This is a genomic window from Paraburkholderia sp. SSBN10T (assembly GCF_056619545.1).
Map to the genome: position 1 here is coordinate 439,048 of NZ_JBWQQI010000002.1, position 17,301 is coordinate 456,348.

At 64.3% G+C, this 17,301-nt stretch carries 15 protein-coding genes; 4 read left to right on the forward strand and 11 right to left on the reverse strand.

From position 1 onward, the window contains the following. The first annotated feature begins 21 nt into the window (after positions 1-21). Both fliK and AC1ECK_RS04585 read left to right on the forward strand, forming a co-directional pair. Positions 22-1,611: a flagellar hook-length control protein FliK gene (fliK, locus tag AC1ECK_RS04580; protein ID WP_480316311.1), complete on the forward strand. Its 1,590-nt coding sequence runs from the start codon at positions 22-24 to the stop codon at positions 1,609-1,611. After that, complete coding sequence (locus AC1ECK_RS04585; RefSeq protein ID WP_480316313.1) at positions 1,611-1,931, forward strand: EscU/YscU/HrcU family type III secretion system export apparatus switch protein; 321 nt, start codon at positions 1,611-1,613, stop codon at positions 1,929-1,931. Before fliK ends, AC1ECK_RS04585 begins: the two co-directional genes overlap by 1 nt. A 35-nt stretch (positions 1,932-1,966) precedes the next feature. On the opposite strand, the gene AC1ECK_RS04590 is transcribed toward AC1ECK_RS04585, so the two are convergent. Both AC1ECK_RS04590 and AC1ECK_RS04595 read right to left on the reverse strand, forming a co-directional pair. Further along, entirely contained in the window at positions 1,967-3,385 is a 1,419-nt protein-coding gene (locus AC1ECK_RS04590) for a coniferyl aldehyde dehydrogenase (protein ID WP_480316315.1), read from the reverse strand. Between the two features lie 126 nt (positions 3,386-3,511). Continuing rightward, complete coding sequence (locus AC1ECK_RS04595) at positions 3,512-5,188, reverse strand: isovaleryl-CoA dehydrogenase (RefSeq protein ID WP_480316317.1); 1,677 nt, start codon at positions 5,186-5,188, stop codon at positions 3,512-3,514. A 424-nt stretch (positions 5,189-5,612) separates the two neighbouring features. On the opposite strand from AC1ECK_RS04595, the gene AC1ECK_RS04600 reads away from it, so the two are divergent. Next, entirely contained in the window at positions 5,613-7,253 is a 1,641-nt protein-coding gene (locus AC1ECK_RS04600; RefSeq protein WP_480316319.1) for a GMC family oxidoreductase, read from the forward strand. A gap of 420 nt (positions 7,254-7,673) precedes the next feature. After that, the gene (locus tag AC1ECK_RS04605; RefSeq protein ID WP_480316321.1) at positions 7,674-9,440 is read left to right on the forward strand and encodes an OmpA family protein; all 1,767 of its coding nucleotides are present in this window, start codon (positions 7,674-7,676) and stop codon (positions 9,438-9,440) included. Between the two features lie 14 nt (positions 9,441-9,454). On the opposite strand, the gene AC1ECK_RS04610 is transcribed toward AC1ECK_RS04605, so the two are convergent. The 9 genes from AC1ECK_RS04610 to AC1ECK_RS04650 all read right to left on the reverse strand — a co-directional run bounded on the left by AC1ECK_RS04610 (position 9,455) and on the right by AC1ECK_RS04650 (position 17,300). Continuing rightward, the gene (locus AC1ECK_RS04610; protein ID WP_480316323.1) at positions 9,455-10,417 is read right to left on the reverse strand and encodes a LysR substrate-binding domain-containing protein; all 963 of its coding nucleotides are present in this window, start codon (positions 10,415-10,417) and stop codon (positions 9,455-9,457) included. Between the two features lie 475 nt (positions 10,418-10,892). Beyond that, positions 10,893-11,615, reverse strand: coding sequence for a GntR family transcriptional regulator (locus tag AC1ECK_RS04615; RefSeq protein WP_480316325.1), 723 nt, complete (start codon positions 11,613-11,615; stop codon positions 10,893-10,895). A gap of 204 nt (positions 11,616-11,819) precedes the next feature. Continuing rightward, positions 11,820-12,242, reverse strand: a complete 423-nt coding sequence (locus AC1ECK_RS04620; RefSeq protein WP_480316327.1) for a RidA family protein — start codon at positions 12,240-12,242, stop codon at positions 11,820-11,822. A gap of 48 nt (positions 12,243-12,290) precedes the next feature. Beyond that, positions 12,291-13,055 (reverse strand): SDR family NAD(P)-dependent oxidoreductase, encoded by a 765-nt coding sequence (locus AC1ECK_RS04625; RefSeq protein WP_480316329.1) that lies wholly within the window; start codon positions 13,053-13,055, stop codon positions 12,291-12,293. A gap of 74 nt (positions 13,056-13,129) precedes the next feature. Further along, complete coding sequence (locus AC1ECK_RS04630; RefSeq protein WP_480316331.1) at positions 13,130-14,224, reverse strand: LLM class flavin-dependent oxidoreductase; 1,095 nt, start codon at positions 14,222-14,224, stop codon at positions 13,130-13,132. An 82-nt stretch (positions 14,225-14,306) separates the two neighbouring features. Then, positions 14,307-14,804, reverse strand: coding sequence for a flavin reductase family protein (locus AC1ECK_RS04635; RefSeq protein WP_480316333.1), 498 nt, complete (start codon positions 14,802-14,804; stop codon positions 14,307-14,309). A gap of 293 nt (positions 14,805-15,097) precedes the next feature. Beyond that, positions 15,098-15,859: an SDR family NAD(P)-dependent oxidoreductase gene (locus AC1ECK_RS04640; protein ID WP_480316335.1), complete on the reverse strand. Its 762-nt coding sequence runs from the start codon at positions 15,857-15,859 to the stop codon at positions 15,098-15,100. 59 nt (positions 15,860-15,918) lie between these two features. Next, on the reverse strand, positions 15,919-16,647 hold the full coding sequence (locus AC1ECK_RS04645) for an amino acid ABC transporter ATP-binding protein (protein ID WP_480316336.1): 729 nt from the start codon (positions 16,645-16,647) through the stop codon (positions 15,919-15,921). Then, positions 16,644-17,300 (reverse strand): amino acid ABC transporter permease, encoded by a 657-nt coding sequence (locus tag AC1ECK_RS04650; RefSeq protein WP_480316338.1) that lies wholly within the window; start codon positions 17,298-17,300, stop codon positions 16,644-16,646. The genes AC1ECK_RS04645 and AC1ECK_RS04650 overlap by 4 nt, the downstream gene beginning before the upstream one ends. Position 17,301: the final 1 nt, after the last annotated feature.

The following is a 17,301-nucleotide window of genomic DNA, read 5'->3' on the forward strand; positions in this document are numbered from 1 at the left end:
AGCATCCCCAAAGGAACCGGCATGAACGGAATCGACACGGCCATCGCTTCGCTGCTTGCGAGCCGGGTCGACAGTCTGGTCAACATTGCACCTGGCGCCACCGGCGCCTCGCAAACCGGGGCGTCCGCGTTGAGCACGGATGCCCCGGTCACGCCGGGCGTGCCCGAAGTCCCGGCGCCGCCACCGGCTTCCGCGCAGACGGACCTGTCGGCCGTGGCGCTGGCGCTGAACGCGATTGCCTTGTCCGGCGGCGAGGCGACCCCGGCCGTGCTCGGCCAGTTGCCGATCTGGCCCGCCGCACCGGCGCTCGACGTCGAGATGGCCGAACTTCCCCTCTTCGAATCGATTGATGCCCAGACGGCGGGCGCCGCTGGCGCCGCCGCGCCGGGCGATGCCAATGCGGCCAATGCCGCCGGCACGGTGAACGGCGCGAATGGCGCGAACCTCGCGAATGGCGCAACCGGTGCAACCGGCACGGGCGGCGCCACGACCGGAGCCGCCACGGCGACCACCGCCACCAGCGTGGCGGCCTCGCCGGTACCGGTAGCGGCGCTCGCGGCGGCGCTCGAACATACCGTATCCGGCAGCGGTCTCTTCTACGAGTCGCATCTTGCTCAATGGCTGGCCGGCCAGCTCACGCCCGCCGATCTCGCCAGCGAACCGCAAAACCGTCTTCTCGATGGCGCCGCTCAGTTGCCGCTCAACTGGGTCAACGACGCCGACGGCGTCGGTCAGTTCGGCGCGGCCGCGGCGCAACAGGGCAGGCCGGGGGCGATGCCAGCCGGCAACGGCGGCCCTGACGGCAACGCCGCCACGCGCTCGGCAACCTCGATCCAGTCGCCCCAAGCCGCGCGTTTTGCCGCCGGCGAAGTGCTGGCGAATTCGTTGTCCGAACTGTCTTCGCCGCCCGAGCGCGCGACGCTGCATAGCGCCACCGCGCAGATGGGCGATACGCCGGCCCAAAGCACCCAATCGGTGGCCGCGGCGGTCAATGCGGCGACGGTGCCGCTGGTGCGCCAGCAGCTCGACATGCTCGCCACCGGCCAGTTTCGCTGGAGCGGCGAAGCGTGGCCGGGCGCGAGACTCGACTGGACCATCCAGCAGGAAGGCGACGAATGGGAGCGCGGCGGCGGCGGCGCCGGCACGGAGGAGGACTACCCGTGGCGCACCCGCCTCACGCTGTCGTTACCGCTGCTCGGCACGGTGGATGCTGAGCTGGTCCTCAGCGGCAACCGGCTGTTGGCAAGGGTGCTGGCCAGTCCGCTCGGCGCGACGCGGCTTTCCGAGCAAAGCGATGGTTTCCGGCAGCGTCTTGCCGCGGCCGGGATCGAACTGAGCGGCCTGTCGATTCGCGAGATCGGCGGCGGCGCGCCGGGGACGACGGCGAACGCCGCCGCTGCCGCCGCGGCGGCCCAGGCGGCGGCTTCGGCCTATGCGCGCACGGCGCCGGCCAGCGAGGCGGCGGACGCCCCGCGGCGCGGCTCGAAGCCGGAGCGGCCTGAGCGCAAGGAACGCGCCGAGTGGCCGCAGCGTCAGCCGCGTGCGGTCCGCCCCGAGCGCGCCCAGTGGCCGACCACGACGACCGACACCGATTTCGACTGGGACATGTGATGAGCCGCAGGCATCGCAAAAGCGCGGCCGCGCTCGTCTATGACGCCCAAAGCAGCGAGTTCGCCCCGCGCGTGATCGCCAAGGGCTATGGGCTCGTCGCGGAGATGATCGTGCAGCGCGCCAAGGAAGCGGGCCTCTACGTGCACGAGGCGCCTGAGATGGTGTCGCTGCTGATGCAGGTGGATCTCGATTCACGCATCCCGCCGCAGCTCTATCAGGCGGTGGCGGAACTGCTGGCGTGGCTGCACCGGCTGGAAAGCGGCGCGGCGGACGAGCCGCCGTCTACCGCCGTCGAACCGGTTGACGCCAAGCGCTTCTAGGCGCCCGGGACAGCGGAGCCCGCCCGCGGCCTGGCCTACAGCCGCAGCATCAGCTTGAGCAGTGCATTGACGCGTTTGCCGTACGGCGGCGCGATCAGCCCGCGGGCATTCCAGCGCGCCTGGGTGAGCACCGGCTTCATCTTCGAGAAGGTCACGAAACCCTCATAGCCGTGATAGGCGCCCATGCCGCTCGCGCCGACTCCGCCGAACGGCAGGCTCTCGCAAGCCAGATGCATCAGCGTTTCGTTGATTGCCATGCCGCCGGCGATGGTTTCCTGTTCGACCCGCTCGATGGTCGCCGCGTCGTCGTCGTACAGATACAGCGCGAGCGGCCGTGGCCGGGCGTTGATCCAGGCGATCGCTTCGTCGAGCGTGTCGTACGGCACGATCGGCAGCAGCGGCCCGAAGATCTCCTCCTGCATCAGCGCGCTCTGCTCGGACGCCTCGGTCACGGCGATCAGCGGAAAGCGCCGGGTGGCCGGATCGGCCGCGCCGTCGGCGAGCGGATGGAGTTGCGCGCCGGCCGCCTGTGCTTCGTCCGCGAGACGCTGCAGCCGGGCGAAATGACGCTCGGAGATGATCGACGTGTAGTCGCGATTGCGCGCGAAATCCGGGTACATCGCGGTCATCCGTGACCGCGCCCGTTCGATGAAGGCCTGCTCCTTGCCGCGCGGCACCAGCACGTAGTCCGGCGCCACGCAGGTCTGGCCGGCGTTCATGGTCTTGCCGGCCAGCAGGTTGTCGACGGCGTTGTCGAAGCGCGCATGCGGGCCGATGATGGCGGGCGACTTGCCGCCCAGTTCGAGCGTGACCGGCGTCAGATGCTCGGCCGCCGCGCGCATCACTTCGTGTCCCACCTTGGTCGAACCGGTGAACAGCAGGTGATCGAACGGTTGCGCGCTGAAGGCGGCGGCGAGTGCGGCGTCGCCGTTGACGACCGTGACCTGGTCGCGGGCGAAGGTCTGCGCGATCAGTTGTTCGAACAGTGCCGAGGTGCGCGGCGTCAACTCCGACATCTTGACGATGGCGCGGTTGCCGGCGGTGAGGGCGCTTACCAGCGGACCGGCGGCGAGCAGGATCGGGTAATTCCACGGCACGATGATCCCGACTACGCCGAGCGGCTGCGGCACCACCTTGGCGCGCGCAGGCAGCAGCCATTTATTGGTGCTGCGCCGCTGGGCTTTCATCCAGCGCCTGCCGTGCTTGAGCGCGGCGTCGATTTCCTCTTTCACCACGAGGAACTCCGCGAGCAGGATCTCCTCTTTCGCGCGATTGCCGAAGTCCGCGTTCATGGCCTCGGCGAGCGCGTCGCGGTTGTCGAGCAGCATTTTGCGCAGTGCCTTCAGATGCGCCGCACGCGTCTCCCATGAAGGGTACGGCGCGCGCAGATAGCTGAGCCGCTGCTCGTGCAGCAGCGCTTCGAGCGCGGTAATCCCAGACAGATCGTTCTTCATCTCCACTCCCTTGCTGGATGGTTCGGTGCGCGGTGGGCCGCGCTTATTCGCCGTAGTGCTGCAGGGTGCTGCAGTGCCGTGTGCCGGCTGTAGAACCGGCGGGCGCGCCGTTCGTCAGGCCGCTCATCAACCCGGGAAGGCCCGCTCGATAATCGCCGCATGATCGAAGCTGGCCGGCAAGGTGCCGTACACGCGGCCGCTTTCGCCGCAGCCGTCGGCGAGACGCGTGGCGATGAAGGCATCGGCGACGGCTGCCGGGGCGTGGCGCACGAGCAGCGTGGCCTGGGCGATCAGCACCAGTTGCTGGGCGATCCGCCGCGCCGAGGCTTCACGCGCGTGCGGCGCATCGCTGAGCGCGGCGGCAAGGCGCTGCAGCGCCGCGGCGAGCGCGGGGTGCGCCTGCGCCTCGCTCTGCCACGCGGCGAACAGTGCTTGCGCGGCGTCGGCTTCGCGCTCCATGGCGCGCAGCACGTCGAGGCACATCACGTTGCCCGAACCCTCCCAGATCGAGTTGACCGGCGCCTCGCGGTAGAAGCGCGCCATCGGCCCTTCTTCGACATAACCGTTGCCGCCCCACACCTCCATGGCCTCGCCGGTGAATTCGAGCGTGCGCTTGCAGACCCAGTACTTGGCCGCCGGTGTGACGATGCGCCGCCACGCGCGTTCCTCGGGGGCGCCGGCGGCATCTTCGAATGCACGCGCGAGACGCATGAACAGCACCGTAGCCGCTTCGGATTCCAGCGCGAGATCGGCGAGCACATTGCGCATCAGCGGCTGTTCGGCCAGATGCCGGCCAAAGGCGCTGCGATGCCGCGCGTGGTGAATCGCCTGCACCAGCGCGGCTCGCATCAGCGCCGCGCTGCCGATCACGCAATCGAGCCGCGTGTAGTTCGCCATTTCGATGATGGTCGGCACACCGCGCCCCTCATCGCCGATCAGGATGCCGTATGCATCGAGGAACTCCACCTCGCTGCTCGCGTTCGAGCGATTGCCGAGCTTGTCTTTCAGACGCTGGATCTGGACGGCGTTCTTGCTGCCGTCCGGGGCGAAGCGCGGCACGAAGAAACACGACAGGCCTGCGTGATCGCCGGTGCGGGCGAGCACCAGGTGGGCGTCGCATTGCGGCGCGGAAAAGAACCATTTGTGGCCGACCAGGCGGTATTCGCCGCCTCTTCCACCACCCGTGCCGGTGGCATAGGCGTGGGTCTGATTGCTGCGCACATCCGAGCCGCCCTGTTTCTCGGTCATGCCCATGCCGATCATCGCCGAGCGTTTCTGCGCGAGCGGCAGGTCGCGCGGATCGTGTTCGCGGGCATAGAGCTTGTCGCGCAGCGTGGCGAAGAGCGCCGGCTCGCGCTGCAGCACCGGAATGCTGGCGAAGGTCATGGTGAGCGGACACAGCGAGCCGGACTCGATCTGCGCATGCAGGAAGTAGCCGGCACAGCGCGCCGCCATCGCGCCGCGTTGCGGATCGGAAAACGGCAGGGCATGCAGACCCTCGCGCCGCAGCAGCGCGAGCAGGCTGTGCCATGCCGGATGAAATTCCAGCGCGTCGATGCGCTCGCCGCGCGGACTGTGCGTGAACAGTTCGGGGGTATGGCGGTTCGCCAGTTCGGCGAGTGCGAGCGTCTCCGGCGTGGTCAGCGCGGCGCCGTGGCGCAGCAGCGCGTCACGATGCCAGCCGGCGCCGTCGCGCTCGAGGGCGGCGACGAGGGCGGTATCGCAGGCGAACAGGTTGTAATCCGCGAGAGGCGGAACCTGATTCGTGACGTCGTGCGTTTTGCCGGGGCCATGCCGTTCCATCTGCTGTCTCCGTTTTAGCCGGGTGCGCGCCGAGGGCCGATCGAGGGGGCGCTGTTTTAGCGTTGCGTGCGGTGCCGCTTGTCATCGCGCTCGTGCATGTCGTACCGCGTTTGAATGCCGCCTTTGAACGCTGTCTCCGAATGCCGCAGGACCATGCGATGCCGGCGTTTATGGGCACCGAGCGCTGCCGGGTTGACCTCGTCAAGCACCTTTCATCATAGGGTCGCGCTGCGCATTTCGTTTAGAGGGATCGCTCTGGCGCGAACCCGCCGCGCGCCGGTAACCGTCCCTACAATGCGCAGGAGCACACGTAGACAAGTGTGCACTAGACAGCAACAAGTTGCATGGGATCGGAGTAAACGCCAACGCGCTGACTCCGGTCGCCATCGTGCGCGGGCAACGCGGCCCGCCTCAGGAGGAGCACATGCATTACGACTACATCATCGTAGGTGCGGGGTCCGGCGGCTGTTCGCTGGCGGGCCGGCTGGCGGACACCTGTCCCGACGCGACGATCGCGCTGATCGAAGCGGGGCCGCATACGGAGCACAATCTGTTCGTCAACATGCCGGTCGGCGTTGCGGCGGTCGTGCCCAACAAGCTCAAGACCAATTACGGCTACGAGACCACGCCGCAACCGGCGCTCGCCGGGCGCCGCGGCTATCAGCCGCGCGGGCGTGGCTTCGGCGGTTCGAGTGCGATCAACGCGATGATCTACACGCGCGGCCATCCGCTCGATTACGACGAATGGGCGCAACTCGGCTGCGACGGCTGGGCGTGGGCCGACGTGCTGCCGTACTTTCGCCGCGCCGAGGGCAATCAACGCGGCGCCGATGCGTGGCACGGCGCGGATGGCCCGCTCACCGTCAGCGATCTGCGTTATCGCAATCCGTTCTCGCAGCGTTTCGTGCAGGCGGCGCTCGAAGCGGGCCACCGGCCGAATGCCGACTTCAACGGCATCGACCAGGAAGGAATCGGCTTCTACCAGGTCACTCAGCGCGACGGGCGGCGCTGCAGCGTGGCGCGCGCTTATATCTACGGCCGCAAGCGGCCCAATCTGCACACGCTGGCCGATGCGACGGTGCTGCGGGTGCTCTTCGACGGCAAGCGGGCGAGCGGCGTCGAGATCGTCCGCGGCGGCCAAACGGAAACGCTCGAAGCGCGTGCCGAAGTGGTGCTCGCGGCGGGCGCGTTCAATACGCCGCAGTTGTTGATGTGCTCGGGAATCGGACCGGCCGCGCATCTGCAATCGTTCGGTGTGACGGTGATTCACGATGCGCCGCAGGTCGGTCAGAACCTGATCGACCATATCGACTTCACGATCAACAAACGGGTGGCGTCGATCGAACCGACCGGCTTTTCGCTGCGCGGGATTGCGCGGATGCTGCCGCAGTTCGTCACGTTCATGCGGCACGGCACGGGCATGCTGTCGAGCAACGTCGCCGAGGCGGGCGGCTTCCTGAAGAGCCGCCCCACGCTCGAACGGCCCGATCTGCAACTGCATTTCTGCGCTGCGCTGGTCGACGATCACAACCGCCATATGCATTGGGGGCACGGCTATTCACTGCACGTCTGCGTGCTGCGTCCGCACAGCCGCGGCACGGTGACGCTCGCGAGTCCGGATGCGCGCGAGGCGCCGGTGATCGATCCGCGCTTCCTCGGCGATTCACGCGACCTCGATCTGCTGCTGGAGGGCGCACAGATTGCGCGGCGGATTCTCGACGCACCGTCGCTCGCGGTGTGCGGCGGCAAGGAGTTGTACACGCATCCCGGCCAGAGCCACGCCGAGTTGCGCGAGACGATCGCGGCGCACGCCGATACGATTTATCACCCGGTGGCGACCTGCCGGATGGGCAGCGATGCCGCGTCGGTGGTCGATCCGCAGTTGCGGGTGCGTGGCGTGACGGGACTGCGGATCGTCGATGCGTCCGTAATGCCGACCTTGATCGGCGGCAACACGAATGCGCCGACGGTGATGATCGGTGAACGGGCTGCCGAGTTCATGGCGACGGCGCGGCGCGCAGCAGCAGCGGTGCCGGTAGGAGTGGCCGCGAGCGCGGTGGTTTGAAGGGGTGACCAGGTGAGGCGGCTCCGGCGGCCTTGCTTGCGCAGGTTATTTCAATTATTTCAATATAACGCCGGATGATTTTCTGGATAGCGCGTGCTGTATTAATTAAAGGAGGCTCGTGCCTCGTCCAATCGCTTCACGTAAATGCGCTGTGACGGTTAAATTGGATGGATTGGTGCTTACTTGTCGGATTAATCTGATAAGTCCGATGGCAATCTGTCATTGGCAGGGTCGTCCTGCAAGCGTGGCGTGGGATGAATCCCTAAGAAATAAAACAGCCATCGGAAAATGCCCGAAGATAATTCCGAATTTCTCTCATTAATCTTGCTGAAGCATTTTTGATATTTTCACGACTCTATACTCTCGCGTTGAAAAAGGGCGTGTCAGGTGACGCGCTCAGAAAATCAAGGAAGCGAGTCGATGAGTATTAACGTGATTCAACTGATTCAGTCCGCGTTCCCGGACAGCGTGGTGCGGCAACTGTCCGGGCGTTTCGGGCTGCTGGAGGAGGCTACGGGGAAAGTCATTGCGGCTGCGGCGCCGCCGCTCGTCGCTGCGCTGATGCATAAGGGCGCGACGCTGGATGGCGCACGCTCGCTCTTTACCGCCATCATGGCGCCGGACGTTGACGCACACATTGGCGAACAACTGCCGCAGTTGCTCGCCACGACCGCCGGCCTCAGCCAGCTCGAAGGGGCCGGCCGACAATTGCTCGAGCGCGTGACCGAACGCCGGATCGATGCGTTGAGCGACACGCTCGCCGCGCAAACCGGCGTGCCGGCGCAGTCGACGCATGCCCTGACGGGAATCGTCGGTGCGGCTGTGTTCGGCGTTCTGAAGCGCCACTTCCTTAACGCGCATGGCAGCGTTGGACAACTGCCGCCGCTGCTCGGTCAGCAATTGCCGAATATTGCCCCGTATCTGAACGACCGCCTGCTGTCGGCGCTCGGTTTGGGCGGTTTCGCGACCTTCATGGACACTATCCTGCCGCAACTGACAGCGGTCTCGGCGCATATCGCGCATCCAGTGGCGCCCGCTGTGCCGGCCGCCACGCCGGTGCATGCCGCTCAGCCAGTGCCGCATGTGCCGGTCGACGCCGTTCTTCGTGATGAGCGGCGTTCCCACAAGTGGTTGTGGTGGCTGCTCGCCGCCATCGCCGCGGTGCTCGCGTTCCTGTTCCTGCGAGGCTGCGAGCATGAGCAGGGCGCAGAAGTCGCGGCGCCGGTTGCGTCCGCACCTGCTGCGGTCGCTGCCTCGGCTGCGGGCGTTGCGGCAAGCGATGCTGAGGCTTCGGCCGCTTCAGAAAGGGCGATGTTGGCCGCCGCCGCTGCAACTGCCGCTGCGAGCGCCACCGAGGTCCAACCGCCCGCAGCCGCACCGGCGCCCACCAAAGACAGCCGGTTGAGCTTCACGGTCGATCCCGCCGGCAAGCCGGCACTTACGGCGATTGTCGGCAGTGCGGCTGAGAGAGCCGCATTGCTTGATGCACTGACGAAGAAATTCGGTGCTGAGGGCTTCACCGCCAATATCGCCGTTGACCCGAACACGAAGCCGGCCGACTGGCTCTCGCACCTCGACGCACTCATGCCTCTGATGGCGCAGCCAGGCGCGGAAGTGAAGCTGGACGGCGCGCATATCGAACTGAGCGGTGCGGCTGCCGATGCCAAGCTCGGCTGGCCCGAGCGTCTGAAGTCGCTGTTCGGCGCGTCGTACCAGATCGGCTCGTTCAACGCGGCTCAGGCAGTGGCCGACGTGACGCAGACGTTCCGTGGCGCGATCAAGGGCTTGCTCGCGCCGGATGGCTCCTGCGCGGCGGCCGATGTGGCCAAGGTGCTGAACCTGCAGGTGATCAACTTCGCGAGTGCGGGCGTTCGTGTGCCGGCATCCGCCGTCGACGATCTGCGTCAGTCCGCCAAGGTGCTGATGGCCTGTTCGCTCAAAGGCAAAGCCGTCAAGCTCGAAGTGGCGGGCTACTCGGACAACCTCGGTGGTACGCGGGCGAATCTGCAACTGTCGAAGCAACGCGCTCAGTCGGTGCGGGCGTTCCTCATCAAGACCGGCGTGCCGGCTGATTCGCTGACGGCGCAAGGCTACGGCGAGGTGCGTCCGGTGGCGAGCAACGACACTGCAAGCGGCCGCTTTGCGAACCGCCGCATTGAGTTCATCGACGCCCAGCAGCAACCGTAAATCGTAGTGGCAACCTAAGCGTTTCCCGGCCCGGCGTCCTGTGGCGCAAGCCCAGTGATGCCGATGTCGGGCCAGTGCATCAGGTCATCGCCGGCTTGCTCGCGCAGGGTCTCACGCGCCACTTCGAGCCACGCGCGCGCCGCATGCGAGAGGTAGCCGTCACGCCGCCAGCCGATCGCCATTTCCCACGGAATTTCCGGCTCGACCACTGGCCGGCAGGTGAACTGCGTGGCGTCGAGCCGCCGGCAATAGGGCGCCGGCAACAGCGCGATGCCCACGCCCGCCAGCACCAGCGCCGCCATGAAATCCCAGTGCCCGCTGCGCCCGACGATGGTCGGCGCAAAGCCGGCTGTCCGGCAAGCGTTCAGCACGACGTCGTTGAGTGCGAGGCTTTCGCCATAGAACACGAACGGCTCGCTCGCCAGATCCGCGAGAGGCACCTGCTGCAGGGCGTCCCAGCGCGAGTCGCGGCGTGCGACCAGCCAGAGCAACTGGTGCGTCATCGGCAGCACGTCGATATGTTCGGGGTCGACCGGCTGCAATACGCCGCCCAGTTCGAGCTCGCCGCTGATCAGGGCGGCCTCGATAGCCCGCGAGCCTTGCTCGAACAGCTTCAGTTCGATCTTCGGATAGCGTTGCCGGAAGGCGGCGATGGCCGGCGTGAAGAGCGAGCCGCCCATCGGCGGGATGCCGATGGTCAGTTCGCCACGGCCGAGCGTGTCGAGGTCGTTGAGTTCGGCCTGCAATTGTGCGTGCGCGGCGAGCACATCCTGACCGCGCTGATAGACGATGCGCCCGGCGTCGGTCAGCACCATTTGACGGCCGTCGCGCAGCAAGAGGGGCGAGCCGATCTCATCTTCCAGCGACTTCACCATCTTGCTGATGGTCGGCTGGGTCACGAACATCTGCTCGGCAGCCACGGTGAAGCTTTGCTGGCGCACGACTTCAACGAAATAGCGCAGGGCGCGAAGTTCCACGGTCTCAGCTCCACAATTCCAATCTGGAATGTTCTTTACGGTAGTCAGTCATTATATTTATGTCGGGTCGCAAACGGTCATCCTTTCGACCAACGTCGCCTGTCGGGTTGAACGGGCGAAAAAAGTCGGTCACGAGGTGCGGCCAAACGGCTTGGCAGACGCCACTCCGAGGCATGGAAACGCGCCAGTCGGCGTATGGGCGATGGATGAGCTGCGCGAACGCCTCATGGAAGGCGCTGCTTTGGGAATGGTCCACCGGCCGGTCTGGCCAGCGCATCAACGAACAAGCCGACCCTCGCGGGTGACTGCTGCGTTCGTCATGTGACATGTGCGTAGTCGAATCTGAACAATCCGAAAGTCGTTTATGCCTTCGTTCCTGCTGCTTTGCTCGACCTCGGCATTGCCGCCGATGTGATGACGTGACACCGGTTGCACGCAACACGAATCGTTCAGGGCCGACTACGTAGTCGACGGTTCAGGCGCTTGCAGAATTCTCGCTCTTACCCGCGGCGACGCGCTCGATGAATCGTTCGGCCGCTAAAGTAAACGACTGGCGCCAGATCCGCTCGGCAGCCGCGAAGTCCTTTTCCTTCAACGCTTTTGACAATGCATCGATTCGCTCCTCCGCGTCCTTCTCCCGATCGGTGTAAGACATCTTCAGAAGGTTGTTGAAGCGCACCACTTCGGCTGTCAGCTCCTCGAAATAACGTGTGGTCTTCTCGAGATTGCTCGCCCTGACGATTGCATCCTGGAACTCGAGGTGATTGCTAATCGACTCGCTCTGATCCGGCTCCTTCGCGAATCGAAGCGCGTTTCGAGCAAGACGCTCGAGGTTGCGCAGAACGGCGCTGGTCAGAAGCTCCGGGCTCTTTTCCAGCGCGCCGAGTGCGATCGATCCCAATGCGGAGCGTAGGGCATACACTTCGAGGATGTTCTCCGGGTTAATCTCCGCCACGATAGCGCCGCGGTTTGGCCGCACTTCGACGAAGCCTTCCCGGCTCAGCCGCTTCAGCGCTTCCCGCACAGGATGCCTGGAAACATTCAGTTGATCCGTCAACCGGGCTTCGATCAGGCGCATCCCCGGAGTGAATCGCCCCGAGACAATCGCATCACGGATTTGCTGGGCAGCGTACTCGACGCTGTCCAGCGCTGATTTCGGGACCAGTCCTCCGAAATCAGCCTTCGTCTTGAGAACCACTGCGGATCACCTTGGAGAATGTTGATAATCGACATTATACGGTAGCCCCGGCAATACAAAATTGCAGGGGTAAACGTGTGTCGAAGTCTGTCCGGCGGTTCTCGAATATTCACGAATTGCGGCGCTACGTGATGACTTCGTGGCGTGACGCCGCATCGGCGCCCTCACGCAATCAGAGCGCCATGCGCGCCTCCACTCGACCCATTAAAGCGAGATGCTGAGCCGCTGCTGCGCTTGCTCGCCTGCGCCCTTGTACGCGGTGATCTCGATCTCGAACAGATACTCTGGACCGCCGAGCGGCGAACACGTGACACAGCTCGCCGGATCGATTCCGCGAAAGCGCTCGCCGATGAACTGCATGACTTCAGGCACATCCGATTGCCGCGGGATGAACACGCGCGAGCGCACCACATCCTTGAGCGTCGCGCCGACCGACGCCAGTGCGCCTTCCACGTTCCTGAATGCCTGCTCGGCCTGCCCGACCGCTGTCTCGGGCATCTTGCGCGTCTTATAGTCGCGACCCGCGGTCAGCGACATGAACACCCAGTTGTCGACCACAACCACACGCGAATAACTTTCGCGATCCTCAAGAATGCTTCCCGACTTCACCTTCGTAATCTGCGTCATCTTACTTTTCCCATGGATTTCTGCCTGCTTGTTAAAAACCGGCTGGACTCAACTCCAGCCGCCATCCACCACGAAGCTCTGCGCGCTGCACATGCGGCTGTCGTCGGATGCGAGCCAGAGCGCCATGCGCGCGACGTCGTCGGGCATGACGAGATCTTTCAGACACTGACGGCGCGCAATCTCTGCCTTGCCTTCTTCCGTCACCCAGAGTTCGAGTTGCCGTTTGGTCATGATCCAGCCCGGCACGAGCGTGTTGACGCGCACGCCGTGCACGCCGAGGTCGCGCGCGAGCCCGCGTGTCAATCCCTCGATGCCCGCCTTCGCCGCCGTATAAATGGGCATTCCGCCCAGGCCGACGCGCCAACTGAACGAGCCGACATTGATGATCGATCCCGTTGCGCGCTGGATCATGCCCGGCACGACCGCCTGCGCGCAAAAGAACAGATGCCGCAGATTCAGCGCGATGCGCTCGTCCCAATACTCGACCGAGACGCTCTCCAACTGATGCCGCTCATCGTGCGCGGCGTTGTTCACCAGTACCTCGATGTCGCCGTGCGTCGTGCAATGCTTCGCAATCGCCGCCTGCACCGCGCCGATATCGCGAAGATCCTCATGCAGGAACACAGGCTTCTCGTGGCCAGGCTCGTTCAGCGTATCGAGCAGCGCGTGCGCCGCCGTTTCGTCGCGTTCGATAAAGACGACGCGCGCGCCTTGCCGGTAGAACTGCTCGACGTGCGACGCGCCAATGCCGCCGCCCCCACCCGTGACCAGCACATGCCTGCCTTCGAGGCTCGGATATCGTGCGAACTTCATCCCTATTCCTCCCGTTGCTTGGCCGATGACGCTGCGCGTGCGGCGTCGCCGGCCGGAAACATGCCGCGCGTCGTTCAGTGCGCAGCCGCGATGACTTTGCCGAGCCGCTCATCACCGATGTTTTCGAGCGGCCCGACTTCCTTCTCCACGAGCGGCAGGACGTCGGACACGAAGCGCTCCATCGAGCGCCGCGCGCGGTTCAGCGGCATGCATCCGAACTGGAAATTGCACGCGTAGTGCGTCGGATTGAGGCGACGCAAATCCTTGACGATGCGATCGGCAACCTCTTCCGCGCTACCGACCACCGTGTTGGCCGCGTACTGCTCGATCGTCTGCTCGTCCTTGAACGGCTCGTCCTTGATAAAGCTGCCATCCATCGGCAAATCGTTGAAGCGCAGATGATTCGCCATGCGCCCGACATAGCGCGCGCGCTCGCCCGCATCCAGCGCCTCCGCGCGGCTGTCCGTCACGTGCACGTATTGCATGACCGAGAGCGGTTTGGTTTTCGGATCGACGCCGATGGAGCGCCAGTTCTCGTCCAACTGATCGACCATCTTGTAGAGCACCGGCGATCCGAGCGTGCTTGCCGCAAGGAACGGCGTTGCATCGGTGTTCTTGATGCGCTCGAGCAGCGGAACCTGGCTCGTCGTCACGTACACGGGCGGCATCGGCGACTGCACCGGCCGGACCGCGAACGTCGATCGCGGAATCTTGATGTACTTGCCGTCGAACTCGACTTCACCGTGTTTGAGTACGCTCTCCACGACGTTCCAGTATTCGAGGAACATGTCGACCTTCTCTTCGATCGGCAGACGGAAGCGCTCGAACTCGAATTGCTGATAGCCCGTGCCCACGCCAATCACGGCGCGCCCTTCCGACTGCACGTCCAGCAGCGCGATTTCCTGTGCGACGCGCAGCGGGTTGTACAGAGGCAGCACGATGACGCCGGTGCCAAGCTTGATACGTTTGGTCCAACCTGCCGCGTGCGATGCCATCATCAAGGGCGACGGGCACATCGAGTAGTTGCAGAAGTGGTGTTCCGCGAACCATGCGATGTCGAAGCCCAGTTCCTCCGCGCCCTGGACCATCGCCTTCGTGTCGCGCATCACCCCGACGGCGCCGTCCGGATGATCGCGCAGCGTCATCAGGCTGAAAATACCGAATTTCATATGTTCTCCTTGCTACAGTCGATTCAATTGATCAAATAGGGACAAGCGCGAGCCTCGCTGCCGGTGAGCTCGCGCGGCCGTTTCAGGCACGCAGTTCCAGCGCGCCGGCGTACGTGCCGTTCTGGTAGATGAGCGGGCTCACCTCGTCGGCGAAGCGCACTTCACTGACTTCGCCAATCACGATGACGTGCGTACCGAACTCGACCGTCTGGCGCACCGTGCATTGCAGCGTGGACTGGGCATCGGCCAGATAGGGAATGCCGGATTCGTCGCTACGCCAGTTGCCGACGCCGAACCGGTCGCCGCCTTTCAGCTTCCCGCCGAATGCACTGGACACCTCCACGTGTGATTGCTTGAGCACGTTCACGTTGAATCGCCCCGACGCCAGCAGCGGCTGGATGACCGACGACGACGCATTCAGACACACCACCATCGAGCAAGGCTCGGTCGATAACGACGTCACGGCCGTCGCGGCCATGCCGAACCAGTTCCCCTCGTGCGCACAACTGATGACGCTGACGCTGGCCGCCAGCCTGCGCATGCATTGGCGGAAATCATGAGAAAGATCTTGGGTAGTCATGGCCTGCCCGATAACTGTTCGTGAGACTCTAATATTGTGGATTATCTACAATTTGTCAAACTGAAATTCGTTGTTTGACGGACACTTACGATGCGATGCTGCTGGTCAGAACCGGTACGTCATGCCGATGTGGCACGTCCGCTTGCGTGCAGGAGACTTGCCGGTACGCAGGCGCGAAGACTGGCTGTTTCCGCTGCCTTACACCGATCTAGATTGGTGATTGCCTACATTTATCGCGCACGAGAAACGCCCGCCTAAATGCCTGCGCACGTTGCGCTACCGCTCTCCCAACGTCAGAGACTGATCCCGCCGTCGATGATGATTGTCTGACCGGTCATCATCCGTGCGCCGAAGCCGAGATAGAGGATCGACTCGGCCACGTCGGCCGGCGTCGCCCAGCGCTTGAGCGGCGTCTTCTCGATGGATTCCGTCTTGTGCTGCTCGGTCCAGCCGATGCCCCACGAGCTGTCCACGACACCCGGCGCGACCGCATTGACGCGCACATTCGGGGCGAGCGCGCGCGAGAGGTTCTTGGTGAGATTGATCACGCCCGCCTTGGCCGCGCTATAGCAGATCGTGCTGGCCACGGACCCGAAGCCCGCAATCGACGCTGTATTGACGATCGCGCCCTTCGCCTCGACCAGTGCGGGCGCCGCGGCCTTCGAGCAGCGGAACACGCTCAACAGATTGGTGTTCAGCATGAACGACCATAGCTCTTCCGTGATCGACTCGAGATCGGTGACGGGAATCGCTTTTGTCACACCCGGCGCGCCCGCATTGTTGACGAGGAGGTCGAGACGCCCCAGCTCACTGACAGCCTTCTTCACCATCGCGTCGGCGCTGTCCGGATTGCCAACATCGCCGGGCGCGGCAATCGCACGGCCGCCTTCTTCGATGATCGATTTGACGGCTTCCGGGCCACGCGAATCGTCCGGCAGAAAGTTGATGGCGACCGTCGCGCCCGAGCGCGCGAGCATCCGCGCCGTTTCCAGGCCGATGCCCGAAGCGCCGCCCGTGACGAGCGCCGTACGATTCTTGAGGTCGAACGAAATCATGATGTTCCTTGCGTTATTCAGAATAGAACTGCTTAAAAAAGAGAGCGGGCCCGAACCGGTCAGGCCATCTGTTCGCGGTGCAGGAAGCGCTGCGTTCGCTCGTCGCCCGGTTGCTCGAACATCTGCTTGACCGTGCCGACCTCGCACACGCGCCCCGAATGCAGAAACGCGATGCGATCGCCCGACTGCCGCGCGAACGAGATGTCGTGCGTGACGACGACCATCGTCATGCCTTCCGATTTCAGCAGGCGCATGGTGTCGAGCACTTCGCCGACCAGTTCGGGGTCCAGCGCCGAGGTGACTTCGTCGAAGAGCATGTATTCGGGCTCCATCGCGAGCGCGCGCGCAATCGCGAGACGCTGCTGCTGACCGCCCGACAGGCGCGAAGGCAGCAGATCGGCCTTGTCGCCCAAACCGACGTGCGACAGATGCTTTCTCGCGATCGCATTGGCATCGGTGCGATTGCGTTTGGCCACCAGCCGCAGCGCAAGCGCCACGTTTTCCAGCGCCGTCAGATGCGGAAACGCGTTGTATTGCTGGAACACGATGCCGAGCTTCCTGCGCAGCTTGTTCACGTTGGTGTCCTTCGCATGCACGTTGACGCCATCGACCGTGATGCTGCCCTGCTGAATCGGCTCGAGCCCGTTGATGCACTGAAGCAGCGTGGACTTGCCCGAACCGCTCGGGCCGAGCAGGCATAGCAGTTCGCCCTTGTTCACGTCGAGGTCGATGCCTTTCAGTATCTCCACCTCGCCGAATTTCTTGTGGACCGAACGGATCTCAATCATGATGCGAAGCCTTTTTGCAGATGCGCGCTGTAGCGCGAGACCGAGTAACAGATGACGAAGTAGAACAGCCCGACGCCCATCAGGAGCGGCAGCGTTTCATTCGTGCGTGAGATGAGGATCTGTGCCGATTTCATGAAATCCACATAGCCGACCACGCTGACCAGAGCCGTGTCGCGCGTCAGGCCGAGCAGCAGCCCGATCCACGCGGAGAGGCCGGTTCGCAACGCGAGCGGCGCGCTGATATGAAAGAGCGTCTGAAAATAGTTCATACCCAGCGAGCGCGCCGCGCGAATATAGGCATACGGCACCGTCGACAGCGCGCCTCGCACGACTTCGGCCGTCACCACCGTCATCGACGAACTCAGCACGATGATGCTCAGCCAGAACGTGCTGAACTGCGCACCGGCCATCGCCAGCGTGCTGTTCGCAAGGATCAGTTGAATGATCAGCGGAACGCTGCGCGTGACATCGACGTACGGCGCCGTCACGATCCGGATTGTCGAAGAAGCATGCCGAAGCCAGCCCAGCACGATTCCGGCTATCGTCCCGACGGCACCCGCGAGCACCGAAACCAGTAGCGTATGCATTGCTCCGATGAACAGGAAATGCAGGTCGCCCCAATGGAGGCCCTGATCGGGCAAGACGAATTCCATA

Coding starts and splice junctions, on each gene's coding strand:
- fliK (WP_480316311.1), top strand. CDS start 22: ATGAACGGAATCGACACGGCCATCGCTTCGCTGCTTGCGAGCCGGGTC.
- AC1ECK_RS04585 (WP_480316313.1), top strand. CDS start 1,611: ATGAGCCGCAGGCATCGCAAAAGCGCGGCCGCGCTCGTCTATGACGCC.
- AC1ECK_RS04590 (WP_480316315.1), bottom strand. CDS start 3,385: ATGAAGAACGATCTGTCTGGGATTACCGCGCTCGAAGCGCTGCTGCAC.
- AC1ECK_RS04595 (WP_480316317.1), bottom strand. CDS start 5,188: ATGGAACGGCATGGCCCCGGCAAAACGCACGACGTCACGAATCAGGTT.
- AC1ECK_RS04600 (WP_480316319.1), top strand. CDS start 5,613: ATGCATTACGACTACATCATCGTAGGTGCGGGGTCCGGCGGCTGTTCG.
- AC1ECK_RS04605 (WP_480316321.1), top strand. CDS start 7,674: ATGAGTATTAACGTGATTCAACTGATTCAGTCCGCGTTCCCGGACAGC.
- AC1ECK_RS04620 (WP_480316327.1), bottom strand. CDS start 12,242: ATGACGCAGATTACGAAGGTGAAGTCGGGAAGCATTCTTGAGGATCGC.
- AC1ECK_RS04625 (WP_480316329.1), bottom strand. CDS start 13,055: ATGAAGTTCGCACGATATCCGAGCCTCGAAGGCAGGCATGTGCTGGTC.
- AC1ECK_RS04630 (WP_480316331.1), bottom strand. CDS start 14,224: ATGAAATTCGGTATTTTCAGCCTGATGACGCTGCGCGATCATCCGGAC.
- AC1ECK_RS04635 (WP_480316333.1), bottom strand. CDS start 14,804: ATGACTACCCAAGATCTTTCTCATGATTTCCGCCAATGCATGCGCAGG.
- AC1ECK_RS04640 (WP_480316335.1), bottom strand. CDS start 15,859: ATGATTTCGTTCGACCTCAAGAATCGTACGGCGCTCGTCACGGGCGGC.
- AC1ECK_RS04645 (WP_480316336.1), bottom strand. CDS start 16,647: ATGATTGAGATCCGTTCGGTCCACAAGAAATTCGGCGAGGTGGAGATA.
- AC1ECK_RS04650 (WP_480316338.1), bottom strand. CDS start 17,300: ATGGAATTCGTCTTGCCCGATCAGGGCCTCCATTGGGGCGACCTGCAT.